At 46.7% G+C, this 23839-nt stretch carries 17 protein-coding genes; 6 read left to right on the forward strand and 11 right to left on the reverse strand.

All coding sequences use genetic code 11. From position 1 onward, the window contains the following. Nucleotides 1–123 precede the first annotated feature (123 nt). The 7 genes from L3Q72_RS07800 to L3Q72_RS07830 all read right to left on the reverse strand — a co-directional run bounded on the left by L3Q72_RS07800 (nt 124) and on the right by L3Q72_RS07830 (nt 8553). Entirely contained in the window at nt 124–597 is a 474-nt protein-coding gene (locus tag L3Q72_RS07800; RefSeq protein ID WP_275129395.1) for a DUF2947 domain-containing protein, read from the reverse strand. Between the two features lie 67 nt (nt 598–664). Then, complete coding sequence (locus tag L3Q72_RS07805; protein ID WP_275129396.1) at nt 665–1249, reverse strand: GNAT family N-acetyltransferase; 585 nt, start codon at nt 1247–1249, stop codon at nt 665–667. Further along, nucleotides 1249–2796: a transcriptional regulator TyrR gene (tyrR, locus tag L3Q72_RS07810; RefSeq protein WP_275129397.1), complete on the reverse strand. Its 1548-nt coding sequence runs from the start codon at nt 2794–2796 to the stop codon at nt 1249–1251. Before tyrR ends, L3Q72_RS07805 begins: the two co-directional genes overlap by 1 nt. A 380-nt stretch (nt 2797–3176) precedes the next feature. Further along, entirely contained in the window at nt 3177–4214 is a 1038-nt protein-coding gene (locus L3Q72_RS07815; protein ID WP_275129398.1) for an IS110 family transposase, read from the reverse strand. Between the two features lie 220 nt (nt 4215–4434). Continuing rightward, nucleotides 4435–5460 carry a TIGR01620 family protein gene (locus tag L3Q72_RS07820; RefSeq protein ID WP_275129399.1) on the reverse strand — a complete coding sequence of 342 codons (1026 nt, stop codon included), beginning with the start codon at nt 5458–5460 and terminating at the stop codon, nt 4435–4437. Next, nucleotides 5457–6845, reverse strand: coding sequence for a YcjX family protein (locus L3Q72_RS07825; RefSeq protein WP_275129400.1), 1389 nt, complete (start codon nt 6843–6845; stop codon nt 5457–5459). The genes L3Q72_RS07820 and L3Q72_RS07825 overlap by 4 nt, the downstream gene beginning before the upstream one ends. 187 nt (nt 6846–7032) lie before the next feature. Beyond that, nucleotides 7033–8553 (reverse strand): fumarate hydratase, encoded by a 1521-nt coding sequence (locus tag L3Q72_RS07830; RefSeq protein WP_275129401.1) that lies wholly within the window; start codon nt 8551–8553, stop codon nt 7033–7035. Between the two features lie 99 nt (nt 8554–8652). On the opposite strand from L3Q72_RS07830, the gene pabB reads away from it, so the two are divergent. From pabB to L3Q72_RS07845, 3 genes are all read left to right on the forward strand, one after another. Continuing rightward, nucleotides 8653–10017 carry an aminodeoxychorismate synthase component 1 gene (pabB, locus tag L3Q72_RS07835; RefSeq protein WP_275129402.1) on the forward strand — a complete coding sequence of 455 codons (1365 nt, stop codon included), beginning with the start codon at nt 8653–8655 and terminating at the stop codon, nt 10015–10017. Beyond that, nucleotides 10014–10601, forward strand: coding sequence for a CoA pyrophosphatase (locus L3Q72_RS07840; RefSeq protein ID WP_275129403.1), 588 nt, complete (start codon nt 10014–10016; stop codon nt 10599–10601). Before pabB ends, L3Q72_RS07840 begins: the two co-directional genes overlap by 4 nt. Before the next feature lie 79 nt (nt 10602–10680). Next, complete coding sequence (locus L3Q72_RS07845) at nt 10681–11160, forward strand: GNAT family N-acetyltransferase (RefSeq protein ID WP_275129404.1); 480 nt, start codon at nt 10681–10683, stop codon at nt 11158–11160. Nucleotides 11161–11454: 294 nt separating this feature from the next. Here the strand turns inward: L3Q72_RS07845 and L3Q72_RS07850 are convergent, their stop codons facing one another. Genes L3Q72_RS07850 through L3Q72_RS07860 form a run of 3 tightly spaced genes read right to left on the reverse strand, consistent with a single transcriptional unit; the run spans nt 11455 to nt 17098 of the window. Continuing rightward, a complete protein-coding gene (locus L3Q72_RS07850) occupies nt 11455–12516 on the reverse strand; it encodes an HD domain-containing phosphohydrolase (RefSeq protein ID WP_275129405.1) in 1062 nt (353 codons plus the stop codon). Next, nucleotides 12506–16318 carry a response regulator gene (locus L3Q72_RS07855; protein WP_275129406.1) on the reverse strand — a complete coding sequence of 1271 codons (3813 nt, stop codon included), beginning with the start codon at nt 16316–16318 and terminating at the stop codon, nt 12506–12508. Before L3Q72_RS07855 ends, L3Q72_RS07850 begins: the two co-directional genes overlap by 11 nt. Before the next feature lie 3 nt (nt 16319–16321). After that, nucleotides 16322–17098 (reverse strand): substrate-binding domain-containing protein, encoded by a 777-nt coding sequence (locus L3Q72_RS07860; protein WP_275129407.1) that lies wholly within the window; start codon nt 17096–17098, stop codon nt 16322–16324. Between the two features lie 225 nt (nt 17099–17323). Between L3Q72_RS07860 and asnS the strand changes: the two genes are divergently transcribed. Then, complete coding sequence (gene asnS / locus L3Q72_RS07865; protein ID WP_275129408.1) at nt 17324–18724, forward strand: asparagine--tRNA ligase; 1401 nt, start codon at nt 17324–17326, stop codon at nt 18722–18724. A 335-nt stretch (nt 18725–19059) separates the two neighbouring features. Beyond that, nucleotides 19060–20250, forward strand: a complete 1191-nt coding sequence (locus L3Q72_RS07870; protein ID WP_275132087.1) for an amino acid aminotransferase — start codon at nt 19060–19062, stop codon at nt 20248–20250. A gap of 317 nt (nt 20251–20567) precedes the next feature. Here L3Q72_RS07870 and L3Q72_RS07875 read toward each other — a convergent pair whose 3' ends face one another. After that, nucleotides 20568–21590 carry an IS110 family transposase gene (locus L3Q72_RS07875; RefSeq protein WP_275129409.1) on the reverse strand — a complete coding sequence of 341 codons (1023 nt, stop codon included), beginning with the start codon at nt 21588–21590 and terminating at the stop codon, nt 20568–20570. A 355-nt stretch (nt 21591–21945) separates the two neighbouring features. Here L3Q72_RS07875 and L3Q72_RS07880 point away from each other — a divergent pair, with 355 nt between their 5' ends. Then, the gene (locus tag L3Q72_RS07880; protein WP_275129410.1) at nt 21946–23832 is read left to right on the forward strand and encodes a DUF294 nucleotidyltransferase-like domain-containing protein; all 1887 of its coding nucleotides are present in this window, start codon (nt 21946–21948) and stop codon (nt 23830–23832) included. The last annotated feature ends 7 nt before the right edge of the window (nt 23833–23839 follow it).

The following is a 23839-nucleotide window of genomic DNA, read 5'->3' on the forward strand; positions in this document are numbered from 1 at the left end:
TCACTTTAATATTTGTGTATAAGAGTCATGCTGTAAGGCTAAAGTAACTTGTTAATCTACAACGCGCTTTAGCCAGATTCCCGTTTTCACGGGAATGACGAAAGAGCCCCGCTTTTCTGAATATTATTTCCGATTCCCAAGCTTCACAGTACCACCAGAATTAAACCAAAGCGCCTCACCCCTTCTGCGACCAACCAGAATCGGGCCATCATCAAAAAACAGAAAGTTCTTCCAGTTGCGTTTAAACACCGACCACTTGGTTTCAATCACATTGTACTTTTCATAGCAGAAGTAAACCGTAACATCATCCTGCCACTGAATATGCTCAAGCACCAATTCCGGCAGCGCCTCATCATCAGATTCCCAGCAATGCATCCAGTCCACTTCCTCGCTCCAGTTTTTGCTGTTGCGCGGCCAGTCTTCTTTTGCCAGTCTGTCTGCATCCGGGCTGGATGAGCTGATGTTTTCTTTCCAGAACTGAGCTGATCGCGCCTGTGACATTGGCTTAATCAGCTCAAGGTCAGATTCCTCCACCGGCATGGACTGATGGGTAAAAATCCACTTACGGTTGTATTCATTCAGATCAATATAACTCATTTTTTCCTCTGCTATGGCTTAAACCAGCCCTGTTTAACCGCATCATTAATACATTTTACTCTCTGGATCATTTTCTTTTATCCTGCCATCCGGGATTTACCAGTGCTGTTAGCTTATGATCTTCCCACTGCCCGTTGATATGGAGATAATCCTTAGCATACCCTTCCTGCTGGAAGCCAACTGTTCTTAACACGGATTCACTTTTTAGGTTTCTCGGCATATAGCTTGCGGAAATGCGGTGCATATTCTGCTTTTCAAACATCCAGTTACAGGCGAGTTTCAGCGCCCTGCGCATGATTCCGCGGCCCTGTGCATTCTCATCCAGTGAGTAACCCACATTACAGCCGTGCAGCGGAAAGCGGACAATATTGCTAAAAGAGATAGTGCCGAGCATCCTGCCTGAGCCAACTTCGATAATCAGACAGTAAAAACCCAGCGACATTAAATGCAGTTCGTTCAGTTTAATCAGCTTTTTTCGCCAGCCTTCCTCGGTATAAAAACCGTCTTCACGGTCAGGCTCCCAGGGCTTTAAGAACTCACGGTTTTTGATGAAATAGTGACTGACCAGTTTTGCATCTTCGGTGGTGGCAAAACGAATCTGAATATCATCAGCAATGATATTTAATCTGTTCAACTCAAGATCCCGCCACATTACTGTTTCCTGATATCGTAATCACGCAGCTTATTGGCAATCGAGGTGTGTGAAACACCCAGACGTTTTGCCAGCTTGCGGCTGGAAGGGAATGACTGGAAGAGACGATCCAGCACCTTAGCCTCGTACTCTTTCATAATATCGTCCAGCGAACCTTCAAGGTTAATTCCAATAGCGCTGGCAAATGAAGATTCCACCTTAGGCAACTGGAAATGCTCAATGCTGAGCTCGCTGTCCGTAATGCGGGTCAGCGCTCTTAATACGGCATTGTCCAGCTCCCGGATATTGCCCGGCCACTGATAATTGGACAGCTCTTCCAAAAGCTTTTCAGAAACTTCCGGCTTATCGATGCCCAGTTGCTGACTGTATTTAGTCAGGAACAGCTCAAGCAGAGCCGCCACATCACTCGGGCGGTCTCTTAAAGAAGGAATGGTCAGGGTCAGTACATTCAGGCGGTAAAACAGATCTTCCCTGAACTCGTTATTTTCTGTTAACTGCGCAAGATTCTGCTTAGTGGATGCGATAACGCGTACATCCACATGCATCTCTTTCTCTTCACCAACGCGGCGGAAGGTGCCGTCCTGAAGGAAGCGCAAAATCTTCATCTGCAGGTGCGGGCTCATTTCACCGATTTCATCGAGGAAAACAGTGCCGCCATCAGCCAGTTCAAAAATACCCTTATGGCCTTCGTCCTGATTTAGCGCTCCCGGTGCGTTACCGAAGAGTTCGGTTTCTGCCACGTCATCAGGCATAGAAGCGCAGCTAAGAACAAGAAAAGGTTTGTCTGCACGAGATGAACGGTTATGACAGGCTCTTGCCAGCATCTCTTTACCCGTCCCGGTCTCGCCTTCTATCAGCAAAGGCTGCTCAAGCATGGAAAGCTTCTTAGCATGGCTCATCAACGCCTTATGGCGGTTTGATATACCGACAAAGTGGTCAAAGCCCAGCGTGTTATTGTCAGCAAGAAACTCAATCTCGCCACCCTGCTTAGCAGCGGCGCGGAGTGTAATCAACACGCTGGCAAAAATAGATTCGTTTGAAGATTCGCCCTGAATATAAACCGGCATGATATCCATAACATAATCGATACCTTCGATAACCACGGTTTCACGCTGGCGGACTCTGTCGCCATCAAGCCATTTTGAAAATGCGAAGGTAGAGATCAAAGTGGAGATATTTTCTCCCAGCAGAGAATCGCTGTCCTTACCAAGCAAAGTTTCAGCGGCGTGGTTTACCTGATCCACCTGGCCTTTAAGGTTAATTGCCAGTACCGGCTCAGGCAGATTATCCAGAATTGAAATCAGCTCGTAGTTGTGGCGTTCTGCGGGCATAAACTGAATTTTGCGCACATCGGTTACCCCGGAGATTTTCCGGATCTGAGTCATCAGTTCACTGAAGGTTTCAAAATCAGTTTCTGGGCAGTTCAGGTAGATAATGCCGACCACATCGATCTCAATACCACGAAGGTCGATGTTCATAGAGGCTAAAATATCGAGTAATTCTCTGGTCAGACCCAGACGGTCTTCACATAAAACTTCAAGACGCACGGACAGTCCTTTAAGTGTCAGGAATAATTTACACCCAAGTTTCTCTTAAGGACTTTGCTGCGTCAAGGTATCACGCGCTATTCGTGAGAATTGGCGCGTAATTGATAAAATAATGACCAAATATTACCGCTAATCTCTCCCCAGACCACTCGTTCCCATGCTTATATGGACTCCCGGGTGTTGTCAAAAAGTTTATTAGAACAGAGGTCAGATGCTTGCTTATATACGGGCTCTAACTGAGGAGCTACCTCGGCCTCTTCGATGTATTCGCACCTTCATGACTTTATCTCCCGCACGGTAGTTTCTACCTGAGCATGGGCCAGTCTCTTGAAGGTTGGTCTTACCTGTTTGTTCTTACGTTCTTTTTGACTAACCTGGTATTAAGCCACAAGTGGTTGTGGCTTATATTCCTCATCACTTTTTATCATGGCAAGAGCCGTTCTCACCGTTTTATTTGCCAAAGCAATAGCTGCAACTTTTTTGCCTCGCCTTGTGGTCAGATCTTTAAGCCATTGCTCTTTTCCTGTCCGGGCTTCTCGTTTTTCCAGTTTACACACAACTGTTAAGGCTCCTCGAAAGAGTGCACTACGCAACATGTTGTGACCACACTTTTTAGCGATAGAACCTATTTTCTGTTTACCACCACTACTGTGTTGAACGGGTGTTAACCCCAGACAAGCTGAAGCTTCTCTACCCTTACTAAAATGCTCTGCCTGGCCTAACGCTACTTTTAATAAAACTGAGCATACTGGGCCAACCCCCTCCAGAGCTTGTAACCGCCTGCACACTTTATCTTGCGCTATTGACTGCTGTAGTTGTTGTGTAAAAGCTTCTACTTGCTCTATCAAATTTATAAACTGCTCATACATCTGACTCAGGCAAGCTCTAAACTGGCCGGTTAATCCGTTATCAGCGTCCTCAAGAACATAAGGAATGGCTTCTCTCAATGCTTTATCACCTTTAGTGATCGGAATGCCAAACTCCAGTAAATAGGAACGCAGTTGATTACTTATACTTACCTTCTGCCTAACCAGTAGATCTCGCATATGAACGATGGATTGCTGACACTGCTCTTCAACGGTTGGTATGCGACAGGATTTTATTTGAGATTGCGTAGCTGCGATAGCAATGGCAATAGCGTCATTGGCATCGGTTTTTTGGCCCTGCCTGAATGCAGCTGCCCGACGTGGGGCAATAGCCTTCACTTCATGCCCTTGCTCTTTAGCATATCGAGCCCAATAGTTGGTTGTACTGCATGACTCCATTGCTACCAGTGTTGCTTTTTCCCTGGCTAAAAATTCCAGCAGTTTCTTACGGCTCATTTCTCGATTAAAAATAATCTTGCCATCGAAATTCATCTTACAGACCTGAAAAACACTCTTTGCAAGGTCAATAGCAATAACGGTAGAATATTTCATGTATGGACTCCTTTTGTAAAAGTTTGGTCGCTTATTACGCTACTCCTGAGGGAGCCGGGAGTCCATACATCTCCGGCGTGGGAATGCATACCAGACCAACATCTTGCTATACAGTGATGGATTACAGATGAACCGAATTGGCTGTGCTTTATTCTGAAACTTTAACCGAGATATGCATTCCCACGCTGGAGCGTGGGAACGAGGTATAAGATTGAATTTATTAAATTTTATCCTTTAAACTTAATACTAAAGTTTTGCGGATTTCACCCAGTCTCACCTGGTTTTCTTTGCGCCATGGAATCGGCCTTAACAACGCCATGGCTTTCAGACCAAGGCGGGCGGTCAGAATGCCAACGCCGAAGCCCTGCGCTACCCGCGCTGAAACCTTTCCGGCAAGATCCATTGAAAGCAGATCCATACTGGCATCTGTCGCAATCTCGGTAGCACCGGCTGCGGCCATATTAATCAGCACCAGACGGAACAGTTTTATACGTGACCAGTAACCCAGCTCAACGCCGTAGATTTCTCCAAGCTTATCGATAAGCTTAAAGTTACGCCATGCTACCAGCAGTATATCCGCCATCGCCAGAGGACTAACCGCCACTAGCATAGCCGCTTCTGTAGAAAGCTTGGCAACCAGCTCTTTGGCTTTTTTGTCCTGCTGACTGATAACCATGGCGTCATACATTTCCAAAATTTCGCTGTCGCTGTGTGACGGGTTTATGCTGTTTTTCCAGCGGTCTAAGTAAGGGTCTTCTTTCAGGATCCCGCCTTCACTGGCAAGATTTTCACAAAACGCCTGCCCTTTGCCTACGCTGTCACTGCTAAGCAGCTCCTCACTCTGCTCGTGAACCGAAAAATGATTACGCAGCTTTCTCAGTTTCCACAGCTCTTTTGCAATCGCGCCAATACCTAAACCGGCAATAGAGGCACTAAATGCCGCCCAACCCACGGTAAGCCAGTCTGAGGTTTGCAAAGCGGTTGTGACCGTATCCACGGCCTGCCAGCCAACAAGTCCGGTAAAGGCGGCAAGAAATCCGCTTGCCAGCCACTTTTTCTTACCTGAAGGCCTGATAATGGTTTCCAGCTCCTTTTCGTCCTCTTGCTCCTGCTCATCACTTTCCGCAATCGCTTCAGGAACAAATTTTTCCTTAGCTTCGAACTGCTGTTTTAATGTCAGATCTTCGGTTTCAATTTCAGCTTTAATCGTTTCATCAAAGACTTGTTTGGTTTTAAATTCACTCATTTTAATTTGTCTCCAATTAAATACTGCAGAGCTTTATCAAGCCTTAAATGCGTACATGGCTGATCGGGTTCGGTTTCCATAGGTCTGAAACTGGTAAATTCAAAGCCTGCTTTCTGCCAGTATTCAATATTTGGCAGCTTTTTAGGTACCTCTCCCGGATACAGGGTAATTGGCTTATTATTCAGCATCACGCCCTGAATAGCAGGATTGCTTGTGCCGTTGGATGATACAAACCCAGGCGTCGTGGCCTGAATAGAGGCAATGGTCATACAGCTCATATCAATGTTTTCAAATGCGGCGTGCTGCCAGGACGGATGAACCATCTGCTGAAGCAGAGAAGCCAGGTTTGAATGCTGATCCGGCGTAACATGATCGGCTTTGGTTGCTGCGAACAGAACCTTATCTATTCGCGGCGCAAAGAGACGCCTTAAGATTGAACTCTGGCCGTAACGGAAGCTTTTCATTATCTGCTCAAGAGCCGATTTCATATCGTTAAATGAGTCGTGTCCCGAGTTTAGCGGTGACAGACAGTCCACAAGCACAATCTGGCGGTCAAAGGTGGAAAAGTAGTCATTATAGAAACCTTTCACCACCTGCTTTTTGTACTCTTCGTAGCGCGATTTCAGCATATCGAACACTGAATGCTTTGGCGCTTTGGTTAATGACTCTTCACGGTTGTTGGTCGGGAAAGGGAAAAACTGCAGCACTGGTGCGCCCTCCAGTTCACCCGGCAGAACAAAACGCCCCGGCTGAACCCAGTGATAACCTTTTTCTTTGCACTGATGAAGATAATCAGTAAACATGCCGGAAATTTGCTGAAGCTGTTTTTCATCCGCTTCTGCGAGCGGGTCCAGTTTTGTTACTGCTTCAATCCAGCCTTCGGCTAATTTCTTTCTTGGTCCGGTTAAACGGGCAAACTGCGAGTTACTCCACTCTTCAAAGCTCATTTCCAGCAGAGGCAGGTCCAGCAACCATTCACCCGGATAGTCGATAATATCCAGATACAAAGTGGAGGTTTTAGCAATAAAACGCTTAGCTCCTTTTTGCGGCTTGTAGCGGATCGCCAGACGAATTTCACTCACATCACGTGTAGGCTCCGGCCAGGATGGAGGAGAATTATGAAGCGACTCAACCGCTTCATCGTAGGCAAAGCGCGGCACCATCAAGTTCTCCTGCGGCACTCTTCTTGCGCCAATCAGGCGACGGTCACGCGATACCGATAGAAGCGGCAAATTGTCATGCGTAGAGGAAAACAGAAGCTGATTCACCAGTGATGTAATAAACGCCGTCTTACCCGCCCGCGAAAGCCCGGTCACCGCCAGCCGCAAATGGCTGTCCATCCCGCGATTAATTAGGTCGTTTACTTCTTGGCGAATTTTTTTCATTTATTACCTCATATGATTAGCCGTATTGGGGAGTCTAGGCCCTGGGCCCTGGGATGGAAGTACATTTTACCGCTTTCCCAGGGCCTATAGGACGAAGTCCGGTGCCCATAGCCCATAGCCCATAGCCCATAGTATAAATACAAAAACGGCCAGTAATAAACCGGCCGCAAAGTAAAGTTAAGTAAACCTACCGTTTGTCAGACGCTTCAGCGATTTTAACCTTCCAGATATCCGGGCCAATCTCATGCGCATTGGCGCCGGTTGAATCAACGGCTACGGTTACCGGCATATCTTCCACTTCAAACTCGTAGATAGCCTCCATACCCAAATCTTCAAACGCCACAACCCGTGCTTTCTTAATCGCTTTAGACACCAGATACGCAGCGCCGCCCACCGCCATCAGATAAACCGCTTTATGCTTTTTGATGGCATCGATGGCAACCGGGCCACGTTCCGCTTTACCTATCATTCCGGTCAGCCCGGTTTTTGTCAGCATCATCTCGGTAAACTTATCCATACGGGTTGAGGTTGTCGGGCCTGCCGGACCAACCACTTCATCGCGGACCGCATCAACAGGCCCTACGTAGTAGATAAACTTGCCTTTAAAGTCGACACCTTCTGGCAGGCCATCGCCATTTTCCAGCATATGTTGAATGCGTTTATGCGCGGCATCGCGACCGGTCAGGATCTTACCGGAAAGCAGCAGAGTTTCACCTGTCTTCCAGCTCTCGGCTTCTTCCTTAGTCACCTCATCCAGATTAACCTTACGTGCGGTTGCACCTGCATCCCAGGCGATATCCGGCCACTCATCAAGGCTAGGCGGAACCAGATCCGCAGGGCCGCTTCCATCCAGGCTAAAGTGAATATGGCGAACCGCGGCGCAGTTTGGAATCATACAAACTGGCTTAGATGCGGCGTGAGTCGGTGCTGTCATGATTTTTACATCGACCACTGTCGTCATACCGCCAAGCCCCTGAGCTCCGATACCCAACGCATTCACCCGGTTATAAATCTCAAGTCTCAGCTCTTCTTCAAAGTTTGAAGGCCCGCGCTCAATCAGATCCTGAATATCAACCGGCTGCATCAGTGCTTCTTTTGCCATTACTGCTGCTTTCTCAGCTGTACCACCGATACCAATTCCAAGAACCCCCGGCGGACACCAGCCTGCGCCCAGTGTTGGCATGATTTCTTCTACCCAGTCGGCAATATTGTCGGAAGGATTTAGCTTAACCATCTTGGTTTTGTTTTCCGAGCCGCCGCCTTTGGCTGCAATAAGGACTTCAACCTTATCACCCGGCACCATGTCGATATGAACCACTGCCGGGGTATTGTCTTTGGTGTTAATTCGTTTACCGGCAGGATCCATCAGTACAGAGGCACGCAGCGGGTTATCCGGATTGGTGTACGCCTGACGCGTTCCTTCATCCACCATTTCCTGAACCGTCTGGTCGGTTTCCCACTGAACATCCATGCCGATTTTAACAAAGCAGGTCACTATACCTGTATCCTGACAAATCGGGCGATGCCCTTCTGCACACATCTTAGAGTTGATCAAAATCTGGGCAATGGAATCTTTTGCCGGCTGACTCTTCTCTTTCTCATAGGCCTTTTCTAACGCTTTAACAAAGTCCAGAGGATGGTAATAAGAGATGTACTGGAGAGCATCAGCAATACTGCTGATGAAGTCTTGCTTCTTAATAATGGTCATCGCTTCCCTCTTTTTTTAATTATTGAACTGATTTTATGATACTCTTGCTCGCCACAGCATTCCATTCGCTGTTTTCAGTCTTTGTCACAGTTTATACAAATGAATAACAATACGTCTCACAAGTTAAATACTCTAAAACTTCCTTACTTTCCGCAACTTGCACAGCAGTTATTTGCACCGATTTCAGATCAGCCATGGGCAATGTTACTAAAATCCGCATCTGCAACACATCCGGATAGCCGTTTTGACATCCTGGTCGCAAACCCGCTTGTCACCCTGGAAACCACAGGTAAAAAGACAAAGATTTCTGAAGGCAGCCAGATAAACTGGTCTGAAGATGACCCGTTTTCTCTTCTGGATCAGCACCTTAATGAAAAGCTTCCTGAAAGACAACAGGCTGAAGATATTCCTTTTACCGGCGGAGCACTTGGCTATTTCAGTTATGACTTAGGCCGCCGGGTGGAAAAGCTTCCGGAAATCGCAAAAGCCGATATCGCAATCCCGGAAATGGCTGTGGGCATTTATGACTGGGCACTGATTGTTGACCATAAACTACAGTCGGCGTTTTTTGTTGGCGATAACCTAAGTGATAACAGACAGTGGCTGGAATCTCAGGCAAAGCAGACAACGAAGCCGTTTGCACTGACATCAGACTGGTCATCAAATATGAGTGAATCTGAGTATTCCTATAAGTTTTACGCAATTCAGGAATACCTGCGCTCCGGCGACTGCTATCAGATTAACCTTTCACAAAGATTTTCCGCATCCTACACAGGTAGCGAATGGGAAGCCTACAGCAAACTTGAACAGGACAATGAAGCGCCCTTTTCTGCATTTATAAAGATTCCGCAAGCGTCCATTCTCAGCGTATCACCGGAGCGGTTTATCAGCGTAAACGGGCAGATGGTAGAAACAAAACCCATTAAAGGCACCCGCCCCCGCTCGAGTGACCCTGTCACTGACAAGGCAAATGCTGAAGAGCTGAAAAACGCACCTAAAGATCAGGCTGAAAACCTGATGATTGTTGACCTGCTGCGCAATGATATCGGACGCGTTGCCAAACCCGGCTCTGTCTCTGTGCCCAAGCTGTTTGAGATTGAAAGCTTCCCGTCAGTTCATCATTTGGTGAGCACTGTGACAGCGTCACTGGGTGCCGGTTACTCATCTACAGATCTGTTAAGAGCAGCCTTTCCCGGCGGCTCAATAACCGGCGCGCCTAAAGTCAGAGCCATGGAAATCATTGAAGAACTGGAGCCTCAGCGTCGTTCGGTATATTGTGGAAGCATTGGGTATATCAGCCGATGCGGAAAAATGGATACCAGTATCACCATAAGAACTCTGATCGCCTCTGAAAATACGCTATACGCCAGTGCCGGCGGAGCGATTGTCGCAGACAGTAAATGTGACGAAGAGTATCAGGAGACCTATCACAAACTCAGTAAGATTCTTCCGGTGCTGCGATGAACAGTGACGAGTTTATCCGCAACTTCTCCCTTAACCTGCCTGTGGAGTATCACAGCGAAAGTCTTGAAAGACTTTCCGGGCAAAGCACCGCGCATTTTCGAAAAGCGGCTGTGCTGATTGGCTGCGTTGAGCGAAATAGCGGCCTGAATATTATTCTTACCCGAAGAGCCCGCCACCTGAGACACCATCCGGGGCAGATCGCCTTTCCCGGAGGCAAGTATGAAGAATCCGACCATTCGCTGGAACAAACCGCGATTCGTGAAGCCTGGGAAGAGACCGGAATTCCCGCGCATCAGGTTGAAGTTCTCGGCAAATTGCCTGAGCTGGTGACCATTTCCCGCTTTAGCGTCACCCCGGTTATCGCCAGAGTCAGCGCAGATTATCAGCCTGTCATTGATAAAAATGAAGTGGACGATCTGTTTGAGGTCCCGGCCAGCCACCTGCTTAATATTGAGCAACTCTACAGCCAGCGTTTTAACATCCAGGGTATCAACCACAGGGTATTTGCCATTCCATATAAGCATCATTTTATCTGGGGCGTAACCGCCCAAATCATACAGGCTCTACAACAACAGATAAAATAGACACGCCGTACTTTAAATTATCGACGTAGAAGGTATATTAGAGGGGAGTTGGCCCGGCAGATAACCATAACGGTAAATAATGATAACAATCAGAAAAGCGAAACTAAAAGATTACTCGATTCTTATGGATATGAAAGTGTCCGAAGAGCAGCGCAACTTTGTCACCGGTTTTTCTGAACTGTACCAGAACCGCACGCCTGATCATGACTTTTTTGTTATCAATAACGGCTCTGAGCTGCTTGGCTTTTTTTTGATAGATAAAGCCTACTCCAAGGAGTACACCTTTACTCAGCAGCGTGAATTAGGGCTGAGAAACTTTATGATTGATGAGAAGCATCAGCGTAAAGGTTATGCCGTAGAGGCGCTGAAAAAACTGCTTAATTACCTGTACGGTGCCTATTCAGACTACCGCTCTATCTGCCTTACCGTGAATAAGAAAAATGAAGCTGCCTATAACTGCTACCTGAAAGCCGGGTTTAAAGACACAGGTGATATTTATCGCGGCGGTGACTTCGGGCCCCAGCATATTCTTAGAAAGAGACTGGATAGTTTTTCGTAGTTAAGTTTACACAATATCGAGTTGTGTACTGTCACTCTTATGCACAATATTAAAGTGACCAGAGAACGGTTCTCCCCCTTGAGTTAAAAAGCCTAACTGGTTGATAAAGCTAATAGAAGGGGGAGTTAGAGGGGGTTGGTTATACCATGCATGATTAGACCACCAAAACTTAAGCTCATGAGAAACAACCCCTCCCAGCCTCCCCTTCGATGTTACTTATTCGAAAATCCGGCCTTTCGAGGCTAAGGGGAGGAGCATTCTTTGGCTCCTTATACTTGTGTATAAGAGTCAGCTTCAGCTCCCTTCCGCCTGCTCTTTTGCATTCCACTCTTCCATAATCGCCATCAACTCGTCCTTCATTTCAATAAAGGCATCGACCAGTCTTGGCTCAAAGTGACTGCCTGCTGAGTTCTGAATTTCTTCAAATGCCTTCTCAACCGGCCAGGGCTCTTTGTATGGTCTTCTCATGGTTAGTGCATCAAACACATCTGCCAGGGCCACTATCCTTGCGGACTCAGGAATATCGTCACCTTCCAGGCCAAACGGATATCCGCTGCCATCCCATTTTTCATGATGATAACGGGCAATTTCGGCTGCCTGCTTAAACAGCGGGGCTTCGCTTCGGTTCAGGATTTTATAACCAATTTCACAGTGGGTTTTCATCACTTCCCACTCATCAATATTCAGCTTCCGTGGCGCTTTAAGAATCGAATCTACGATACCGATTTTACCTGTGTCGTGCATAGGGGCGGCAAGTTCCAGTATTTTTGCATCATCCACATGCCAGTTGACCTTTTTCGCCAGAGCGCCGGCGTAGGCCGCCATACGCCAGATATGAACACCGGTATCGTTGTCGTTATAGTGCCCGGCTTCACCCAGCATAAAAATCGCAGATTTATGCGACTCATCTAACTCTTTAGTTCGCTTAACCACTTCCCGCTCGATTGCGCGCCTTTGATTAGCAAGCGCAAGATGATTGGATACACGAGCCTTAACTATCGCTGCATTCACCGGCTTGGTAATATAATCAACCGCGCCCAGTTTTAGCCCCAGGGTTTCGTCTTCCACCTCTGTCATGGCGGTAACAAATATAATAGGAATCGCGGCTGTCTCTTCGTCCGCTTTTAATCTTTTACAGACTTCATGACCATCAATTTCCGGCATCATGACATCGAGCAGGATCAGATCGGGCTTTTTTAGTTTTGCGATTTTTAACGCAGTCTGTCCGTTTGTTGCAATTCGTACCTGATACTCATCGCTAAGAATCCCCTTTAGTACGTCAATATTTTCAGGGGTATCGTCAACAATAAGCAGGTTTTGTTTTTCTGTTAATTCATCCATTTCTTCAGGCGCCATGCGTTAGCTTTCTGACTTCAGTCAGAGCAAGTTCAAAATCATACTGACGTATTGACCGGGCAACACTCTCTAGTTGCATCCGGGCCTCGGTATCCATCTGATGTTCTAAAAGCGAATCAATCACCTCTTCTGCTTCACCATCAAAGTCTTCAAGCAGAGCTGCCAACCTTTCAAGCATGTTCCGGTATTCCTCATCACTTAACGCCTCCAGCTCCGCTTTCTGACCGTCCTGAGTCTGTGCAAGGTACTTCTTGATTTCCTTCTCTACCCGGAAAAACTCATCCTCCACCTCTGCCAGCATCAGATTATCTTCTGATTCGCTATCAACCGCTTTCTCTGTTCCGGCAGCAAGTTTGGCCAGGATCTCCGCACCTATGGTGGCTGCTGTACCTTTTAATGTGTGCAGCAGGCGGGACATTAACGCGCGGTCGGCATTTTCCTGGGCAAAGGCTATCTCAGTAATAAAGTTTTCTTCATTTTCCAGATAACGCAAAACAAGCTTTCTGTATTCCTCATCCGACAGTTCCATACTAAATTTGGTTCTTTCAACATTTAGCCGGCTCAGAGAGCGCTCATTTATCGGTTCACCGAGCCCGTTAGCACCCTTTTCTTCAACCGGCGTAGCAAACCATTTAATCAGCTTATTGCGCAGGTTTTCCACATTAATGGGTTTGGCAATATGGTCATTCATACCGCAATCCATCATGGCACTCACTTCATCATGCATGGCGTTTGCGGTCATCGCGATAATAGGCAGCTCCAGATAGCCGTCCATCTTACGGATACGTGCGGTGGCTTCGTAGCCATCCATCACCGGCATCTGAATGTCCATCAAAACACCGTCAAAGTCAGCCGTCTGCAACTTATCAACCGCCTGCTGACCGGTCTCAGCAACAATGGCTTCAATGCCAAACTTAGACAAGAGCTCTATCGCCACTTCCTGGTTGAAAACATTATCCTCAGCCAGCAGGAGTTTTTTCCCGGCAAGAAGTGAGACATCATGCTCTCTGCTGCTCTCTTTGCCCTGCTTAGAACCGAACATATCGGTACTTAGACCAAAAGCCTGCCTCAATGTTTTCAGCAAGGTACAAGGTGTTATAGGTTTTGAAAGGATCTGACTTACCGACATATCTCTTGCAGAGATAATCTGATCCAGTTCACTGGTGCCGTATGCCGACATCATAATCACAGGCGGAACCTTCAGAGAAGCATTTTCAGCCAATGAAGCAAGACAGTCAAAACCCGATGCGCCCGGCATTTTCCAGTCCAGTATGACAGCATCGTACTCCAGATGCGGCGTTTCGCTGTTTAGCTCCTCAATCAGCTCAGCGCCATCGGACATGGTGTCATACTTAACATTGAAGTTGTCCAGCATGCGGGTAAAGACATCCAGGCTGCTTTGGCTGTCGTCTACCACCAGCACATTTTTGCCTTTTAAGTCTTTGGCCGCTAAAAGCTCAGCGCAGCTTTGCTCCATACTTTTGGCTAACGGGAACTTAGCAGTGAAATAGAAGCGGCTACCCGTGCCCTCCTTGCTCGACGCCCAGATATTCCCGCCCATCATGGAAACCAGCCTCTTGCTGATTGACAAGCCAAGCCCGGTACCGCCAAATTTTCTGGTTGTGGAGCGGTCAGCCTGCTGAAACGGCTGGAACAGATTTGCCATCTGCTCGGTACTCATCCCAATTCCGGTATCTTTTACCTGAAAGGTAATCATGGCTTCGTCGTTTTGAGTCTTAGCCGTCGCACTGACGATCACTTCACCGGAATGGGTAAACTTAATCGCGTTATTACAAAGGTTAAGCAGGATCTGCTGAAGGCGCAGCGGGTCACCAACAAGCCAGTTTGGAATATTCTGGTCAATATCAAACAGCAGCTCCAGTCCCTTTTGCTCCGCTTTGATAGTCAGAACATCAGCAAGGTTTTCAAATGTATCCTGAATAAAGAACTCTTTATTTTCCAGCTCCAGTTTACCGGCTTCGACCTTGGAGATATCCAGAATATCATTGATGATCACCAGCAGAGATTCCGCCGACCTGTGGATCTTATCCACATAGTTTCTCTGCTTGGCAGACAAATCCGATTGCAGCGCAAGATAAGACATACCGATAATGGCATTCATCGGTGTTCGGATCTCATGACTCATGGTGGCAAGAAACTGGCTCTTAGAACTGTTAGCCATCTCGGCCTGTTCTTTAGCACTTTGCAGGTTGGCTTCCACTTCCTTCCTCAGCGAGATATCCTGGAACACCGCCACGTGACCATCCAACTCGCCATCTTTATAGATAGGCACCGCATTCACTGATACAGGAAAAGCTTCGTTGTTCTTTTTGAAAAAGCGCTCATCGTCAGACGCATAGTTATTGGCCTGCTTCATATTGAGCATGATTGGACAATGCTCGCTGTCGACTTCATTTCCATCGGCATTATGGTGATGAATCAGCTCGTGAATATCCTGGCCGATAACTTCCTGTTCAGAATAGCCAATTAACTCAAGAGCCTTAGGGTTGATAAAGCTGCATTTCCCCTCTCTATCAACCGCATACACACCTTCACCCATGGTATTTGTCAGGCTCTGAAGGAAGCGGTTATTTTCCTGTATGGTAAACTCCATTTCCTTGCGGCTGGTAATATCGGTCCGGATGGCAAAGTACTGACTCTTATTACCCTCGCTATCCAGAACAGGAACAATGGTGGCTGAAAACCAGCTAAAACCACCATTTTTGTTTCTGTTCTTAACCTCTCCATTCCAGATCTCGCCTCTGGCCACCGTTGACCACAGCCCCTGATAAAAATTCTCGGAATGAGCGTCACTTTTAAATATTCTGTGATTCTTACCTAACAACTCTTCCCGGCTATAACCGGAAATCTCACAGAACTTATCATTAGCATAAATGATATTTCCTTCGGTATCGGTGGCACTTACGATAGCGTGCTCATCCAGCGCGAATTTCTGCAGTTCGAGATCGCTCGCCAGCTCCTGCAAACGGCGCTTGGAGCGTTCAACCTGACGCAGGCTCAGATAACTGGTTAACACCACCAAAAGAACAACCACAACAGAAAGAACAGACTGCAAAAGCCGGTACCACTCTTTCTGCTGCTCAGCGCTCTCTTCTAACTGATTAACCACCAGCTGACTCTGATAAAACAAGCGGTTGGCATTTTCCATGGAGCGGACAAACAGCTGTGGCAGAGTGATCAGGTAAGTTTTTATCGTCTTAATAGACTTAGCGTATTCCTCCACATTCCCTTGATTTCTGAGCTGCTCCCGGTTTCGCAGCAACTCAAGCAACCTGTCCCCTTCCTGCTCAATCTGAGTCAGCTTTGGTCTCAAGTCGATAATCTCAAGAATGTATTCGCCCTTGCCTTCCGTGCGACGGTATAAAATAGCCCGCCTCATCTTATCCTGACTTTCGATATTCAGGTGGGTTTCTCGGGTAACCGTTCCCCCCTTTTCCAGCACCACCAGCAGCTCTTTGAGGTCGTCGACCCCTTTTTGCATCTGCTTTCTGATATATCGCTGGCCTTTGATATTGGAGGTGGTCGCCATCTGATAAAAGGAGGACTCTATCTGCTTCAAATCAAGAACGATAAGCTCACCGATGGTAAGGCGCGCCTGTTCATTAACGATATCATCGCTTAACTGATTATGTATGCTGGTGAAAAAAGTACTGATAGCGAACAGCGCGCCGAATCCAGCTAAGTAAATAACAGCCTGCAGATAGATCCAGAGTGAGCCCTGAGCCCCCTGTGGATTACCCTCTTCTTTTTGCTTCGGTTTAAAAATGAGTTTTTTTAACATCGTTTAGTGACTGTTATCGATAAAACCATAGTTTCTGAAAATTTCCTGTCCCTTTTCAGAAGCGGCCAGCTCCATAAAGTAGGCGCTAATCTCAGGATACTTCGAAAAAGTGAGCTGATTGAGCAGCAACTTTTTCGGTTTAGCAACGGAAGAATCAAGGTCCAGAATATCCATAAACTCCCGGTTTTCATCGAAAAACGCCGTCGCGCGCCAGTTCATAATAACGTCGGCATCGCCTTCTCTTAATGCTTTGTTCAGATTTCTTGAATCCGTAGTCACATAAACCGCGTTTTGCAGAACCTCTGAATAATTGCCCTGTTTATCCAGGATTTTTTTCGTCTCTCTGCCAATGCTGCCCGTATCAGCATTGCCTATAACAACGGACAAATCGTTGCGGGTAAGCTCATTCAGATCGGACTTAATTCCAAGCGGGTTTCCTTTTTTAACCAGCATAACGGCCTGGTTATAGCCCACATGAACAAAGTCACCTAAAAGCCCTTCATCTATATGTTTTTCCCGGTATGAAGCCGAGCCCGGAAGATAAAGGTCACCCTTTTTACTTGAAGCCAGGCTTTTGTAGAGATCTTCAGAGCCGCCCTGGCTGATTAAAATCTCGACATTTTTTTCTTTCTCAACAATTTTGGCAATTTCGGTAATCGGGTGAGCCATGGTGATTCCGCAATAAACCAGTAATTGAGGTTTCTGCTCCGGTATCGGGTCTGATTTCTCGCATGAAGCAAGAAAAGGAATGGTGAGTATAAGACCGAGCAGTTTCTTCATATTAGTTCCCTGATAAAGCTTACTTTTAATACAATTTCTTTTACATCATAGCATTTCGTTATTACAAATATACTTTTTGAGTAGTTTGATGATAAACAGTGTGAAAAAATTCACTTATTTTCTGGGTTTATTTTGCAATAGCACTTGAAGCTATCTGTTTGACAGGTAATATTGCGGGCTGGATTAAAAAATATTGTAAGACCCTTAACGGAGAATATATCTAAAATGACTTACGCGCCTGTAACTGACGTATTAAGCGGAAAGTTAGCGGTTGACAGTGAAATCACTGTTCGCGGCTGGATTCGTTCACGTCGTGATTCCAAAGCTGGAATCTCTTTCCTTGCCATCTATGACGGCTCTTGTTTCGACCCGATTCAGGCCGTGGTCCCAAATGACCTTAATAATTACGATGAAGACGTTCTTAAACTGACAACCGGCTGCTCTGTTGAAGTAACCGGTAAAATCGTAGAGTCTCCGGCTAAAGGTCAGGACTTCGAACTTGCTGCAACGGCAGTAAAAGTGGTTGGCTGGGTTGAAGATGCCGACACTTACCCAATGGCAAAAACACGCCATTCCATTGAATACCTTCGTGAGGTTGCTCACCTGCGCCCGCGCACTAACGTTATCGGTGCAGTTGCACGTGTACGTAACTGTCTTTCTCAGGCTATCCACCGCTTCTATCACGAGCAGGGTTATTACTGGGTTTCAGCTCCGCTGATCACAGCTTCTGATGCAGAAGGTGCCGGTGAAATGTTCCGCGTTTCTACGCTGGATATGGAAAACCTGCCTCGCACTGACAAAGGCGCGGTAGACTACAACGAAGATTTCTTCGGTAAAGAGACCTTCCTGACGGTATCTGGCCAGCTAAACGCTGAAACTTATGCCTGTGCACTAAGCAAGGTTTACACATTCGGCCCGACTTTCCGTGCAGAAAACTCAAACACCAGCCGTCACCTGGCGGAATTCTGGATGGTTGAGCCGGAAGTTGCGTTTGCGGATCTGAACGACGTTGCAGGTCTTGCAGAAGACATGCTTAAGTACGTATTTAAAGCCGTTCTTGATGAGCGCCGTGATGACCTTGAGTTCTTCGCTCAGCGTATCAACAAAGAAGCGATCACCCGTCTTGAGCAGTTTGTTGACTCTGACTTTGCTCAGGTTGACTATACTGATGCAATTCAGATCCTGCTTGATTCAGGCAAAGAGTTCGAATTCCCGGTTGAATGGGGCATCGACATGTCTTCTGAGCACGAGCGCTACCTTGCTGAAGAACACTTCAAAGCGCCGGTTATCGTGAAGAACTACCCGAAAGACATCAAAGCTTTCTACATGCGTATGAACGACGACGGCAAAACTGTTGCGGCTATGGACGTACTGGCACCTGGCATCGGTGAAATCATCGGTGGTTCTCAGCGTGAAGAGCGTCTGGACGTACTGGACAGCCGTATGCGCGAGATGGGCATCGACCCTGAGCACATGAACTGGTACCGCGACCTGCGCCGCTACGGCACAGTGCCACACTCTGGTTTCGGTCTGGGCTTTGAGCGTCTGGTATCTTACGTGACCGGTATGGCAAACGTGCGTGACGTAATTCCGTTCCCACGTACGCCAAGAAGTGCGAACTTCTAATCAGCTAAAACCACATTGTGTCACAGTTGAGTTAATTTATAACAGGTCACCAATTGGTGGCCTGTTTTTTATCTGCAAACTGACCTACCATTTACTTGTATTTACCTGCAATGACAAGTTAAAAAAATAGATTAATTTTTCAACTTATTTTTAACTTTACTTGGCTATTTTGCTCGATTCTGCTGCCTTTAAGTTGAAGATAACGGATGTTTAACTAAAAATTCAGCTCAAGTGCAAAAAAAATCAAGTTTTGCGTAGTTTTACTGTTGTCACTAACCTGTCATAAAGGTATAAAGAGAATACTTGACGATACAATTTACATGGATGAATACATTATGTTTGAAAAAGTCGCTGCGGCACCTGCCGACCCTATCATGGGCCTTACTGAAGCATTTAAAAACGATTCACGCGCAGAGAAAATCAATCTTGGCGCAGGTATTTACAAAGACGAACAAGGTAACACCCCTGTTCTGGCCACGGTAAAAAAAGCAGAAGCAGCACTGGTTGAAAACGAAACCACCAAATCTTACCTGTCCATCCAGGGTACAGCGGAGTATGGTCTGGCGGTTCAGCAGCTACTGTTCGGCAGTGACGCAGAAATCATTTCAAACAAGCGCGCTCAGACAGCACACGCTCCGGGCGGTACAGGTGCTCTGCGTGTTGCCGGTGAATTTATTAAGCGTCAGCTTGAAACCAACAGAATCTGGATCAGCAACCCGACCTGGGCAAACCATAATGCGATTTTCACCGCTGCCGGTCTTGAAACCATTCAGTACAAATACTACAACGCGGAAACGAAAGATAAAGATTTCGCAGGTATGCTTGCCGACCTTGAAAACGCTCAGGCGGGTGACGTAGTACTGGTACACGGCTGCTGTCATAACCCAACCGGTATCGACCCGACACCTGAAGAGTGGGAAACACTGGCAAAACTTTGTGCAGACAAAGGCCTGATCCCTCTGTTTGACTTCGCTTATCAGGGCTTTGCAACCGGCGTAGAAGATGATGCTCAGGGTCTTCGTACTTTCGCAAAATTCAACAAAGAGATGATGGTAGCAAGTTCATTCTCTAAAAACTTCGGTCTGTACAACGAGCGTGTTGGTGCATTTACACTGGTTGCTGAAAATCAGGAAGTTGCTGCGACGGCATTCTCTCAGGCTAAATCAATCATTCGTGCGATGTACTCTAACCCACCGGCACACGGTGCAGCGATTGTGACTTATGTACTGAACAGCCCTGAGCTTCGCGCTGAGTGGGAAAACGAAGTGGCAGAAATGCGTGACCGTATCAAGCAGATGCGTGAGCTTTTCGTTGCGACTCTGAAAGATGAAGGCGTAACCAGTGACTTTAGCTTTATCGAGCGTCAGAATGGTATGTTCTCTTTCTCTGGCCTGACGAAAGATCAGGTTGAGAAGCTAAAAACTGAACACGCAATCTACATCGTTGGTTCAGGCCGTATCAGCGTTGCCGGTATGACTAAAGCAAACATGGGACCACTTTGTAAAGGTATTGCTGCGGTTCTTTAATCGTAAGCTCCCAAACCACCCTCGCGCTCTCATTCCCACGCTCCCGCGTGGGAATGTATATGGACTCCCCCTGTAACACAAGTGGTTTAAGATAATAAGAGTTTATGCAAGTGCACGTATATTCGGTTTCATCATGGGGCGCTACCCCGAACCTTTATGGCTAAATCCACTAACAAGGCTTCTAATCGCAGTCCAGGCATTTATTGCCTCATTCCCACACAGAGTTTGCCTTGTGTGCTGTGCTAACACTTTATCTTAATTACTTGCTATTACGCTGGTTTGTCGTTTGCTCCAAATTCAGCTTTACCTTATTTCAGTTAAGCTAACTTAAGCTGGTAAGGCTGTTTTGATTTCAATATGGCACACGCCATCCTGACTATCTTATTCGCTAGAGCAATAACGACTTTATTCACATGGTTTCTCTCTAACAGAGAGCGTATCCACTGACTAAGTGGATCAGTTTTATCTTTGACATGACTAACTACAGCTCGGGCACCATGAACGACAAGAGCTCTGAGATAACGATCTCCTCGCTTAGTAATGCCAAGGTTGATATTTCTACCTCCACTTCCTGTATGAGCAGGCACTAATCCAATGCTTGCGCTTGCATCCCTACCACACTTATAAGCCGATGCATTTCCTAACCTGGCATACAAAGCACTGCCTGAAATCCATGAAATACCCGGTAACGAGGCTAAAAGCTTACAATCTTCATTTTGTTTTGCCTGATTGGTAAGAGCTTGAGTGGCATCATCAATTTGGGTATCAAGCGCGAGCAACTGTTCTTTAAGATTATTTAGAATAAACCGAGCAGCATGGGTTAATTCATTTTCAGCATTTTCCAACTCAAACGGTAGCTGTTTTCTGAGCGAATTGATTCCTATGGGAAATTTGATGCCATATTCCATCGCAAGCCCCCGGATACGGTTAGCAAGCTGTGTTCGTTGCTTAATATAACCTTCCCGCAGTCTTAGTAAGCAGGCAAGATCTTGCTGTTCAACAGTTTTAACCGGAACGAAATGAATATCTGTCCGCTGACTGGCTTCATAAATAGCCAAAGCATCATTGGGATCATTTTTATTTCCCGAGCGATACTTAGCGGCGATCTGAGCAGGCACGAGTAAGACTTGATGTCCTGCCTGCTGGAACTTTCGACCCCAATAATGAGCCGTTGCACAAGCTTCCATACAAATAACAGCTTTGGGGTGCTTAGCCACCATTGAAATTAACTTTGATTGAGATACTTTTTGATTAGATGAAAGCTTTCCGTGCTTATTAATTATCGCAACTTGAATAACAGTCTTAGCAAGGTCGATAGAAATAGTGATATTCTTGTTCATGGCATGGGCTCCTTTTTAGTTGACACTCTTACCTTAGCCGATATTTTCGACGAAGGTGAGGGAGTCCATGCCATTGCATACCAAACTCAAAGATACCGGAAATCGTCCAATGTTTCCGGTATTTGTTTCTTCCTATCAAACGAAAAAACAACCTATTTACAACCTTAGATCCTAACTCTTATACACAAGTTTAAGGAGCCAAAGAATGCTCCTCCCCTTAGTCTCGAAAGGCCGGATTTTCGAAGAAGTCACATCGAAGGGGAGGCTGGGAGGGGTTGTTTCTCATGGGTTTAAGTTTTGGTGGTTTAACTAATGGTGTACTATAGCTAAGTCTTTGGTTACAGGTGAATCCTAAATGGATGTAGAATTATTAGAAATTAAAAACTTTATCGCTCAGTACCCGCCATTTTCTGAAATGCCGGAAGAAGCGCTGGAACATATCACTAAACAAGTCGAAATCTCCTATTTCCGGGCAGATACGCCGATAATTCATTTCGGTGATCATATCCATGATTTGTATATGGTTCGCAGTGGCGTGGTTGAGATACTGCGACGTAGCGGTGAGCTTTATAACCGCCTGGATGAAGGCGACATCTTTGGTCAGATGGGGCTGATGACCAACAACAAAGTCCGCTTCCCGGCCAAAGCAACGGAAGATACCCTGCTCTACTGTATCCCTGAAGAGCTGTTTCATGAACTTTACGACAACTACGACAACTTTGCCGATTTCGTTGAAGTAGAAAATAACGTTCGCTTAAGGCAGGCCATATCCAATAATAACGAAGCCAACGATCTGACCACTTCTAAAGTCACAACCCTTATTACCAAAGAGCCAATCAGCATAACGACGACTGAGTCCATTCAGAATGCGGCCAGAAAAATGGCCGATGAAGGCGTATCCAGCCTGATAGTGATGGCCCCGGAACAGGAAGACGAAGAAGAAGATCAGAACCAGATTGCCGGTATTGTCACCGACCGTGATCTTTGTACCCGCGTTCTTGCAGAAGGGTTAGACCTGACCACGCCAGTTTCAGATGTGATGACCTATGAAGTTATCCCGCTGGATCATAACGCCTATGTCTACGAAGCCATGCTAACCATGCTCAGATACAATGTGAACCACCTTCCTATTATTAAGGGTGGCGTTCCCATTGGTGTTATCGAGACCGCCGATATCGTTCGTTACGAATCGCAGAACTCGCTGCTACTGGTTAACACCATATTCCAGCAGACCACAATTGAAGAACTTAAAGCGGTTTCTCAGCAGGTTCGGGACAGTTTTGTCCGTCTTGTTAACGAAGATGCCAACTCGCATATGGTCGGTACCGCTATGTCTGTTATCGGCCGAAGTTTTAAACAGCGGATTATTGAACTTGCTGAAGAAAAGCTTGGCGTGCCTCCGGTGCCTTACTGTTTTCTGGCGCTTGGATCCATGGCGCGCGATGAGCAGATTCTGGTTACCGATCAGGACAATGCGATTATCCTTGATGAAAGTTATAACGAAGAAAAGCACGGCGAGTACTTTTCTAAACTGGCGAAATTTGTCTGTGACGGCTTAGATGAGTGCGGGTACCGCTACTGCACCGGCGACATTATGGCCACCAACCCGATGTGGCGCATGACCCGAAGAGAATGGGAAGAGTGCTTCTCAGACTGGATTGACAACCCGAATCCGAAAGCCCTGTTGAATGCGTCTATCTTTTTCGATCTGGACGGCATTCACGGCCGCCTGAAATGGGCTGAGCAGCTTAACAGCTTTATCGTCCGCAGAGCCCGCAAGAACAACCGCTTCCTGGCATGTCTTGCCCGGAATGCGCTAAACCGCACTCCGCCACTGGGCTTTTTCAAAAGCTTTGTGATGGAAAAAGATGGTCAGCACAAAAACTCCATTAACCTGAAACGCCGGGGTACCGCTCCGCTGGCTGATCTTATCCGCGTTCACGCCCTGGCGGTGGGCTCACAGTCGCAAAACTCCTTTGAAAGGCTGGATGATATTGAAGAGGCCGGCATTCTTCCTAAGGGACGCGCGCAGGACCTGCGTGATGCGATGGAGTTTGTTTCTATGGTACGTATCCGCCATCAGGCGATTGATGTGGAAAGCGGGATTGACCCGGATAACAATATCGAACCGGACAACATCTCAGACTTTGAACGCAGAAACCTGAAAGATGCCTTCCAGATCCTGAGTAATGCACAGAACTTCCTTAAGTTCCGCTATCAGGCAAGTAACAGTTTTAAATAGCAGGCCG

The sequence above is a fragment of the Vibrio sp. JC009 genome, from assembly GCF_029016485.1.
Classification (GTDB): Bacteria; Pseudomonadota; Gammaproteobacteria; order Enterobacterales; family Vibrionaceae; genus Vibrio.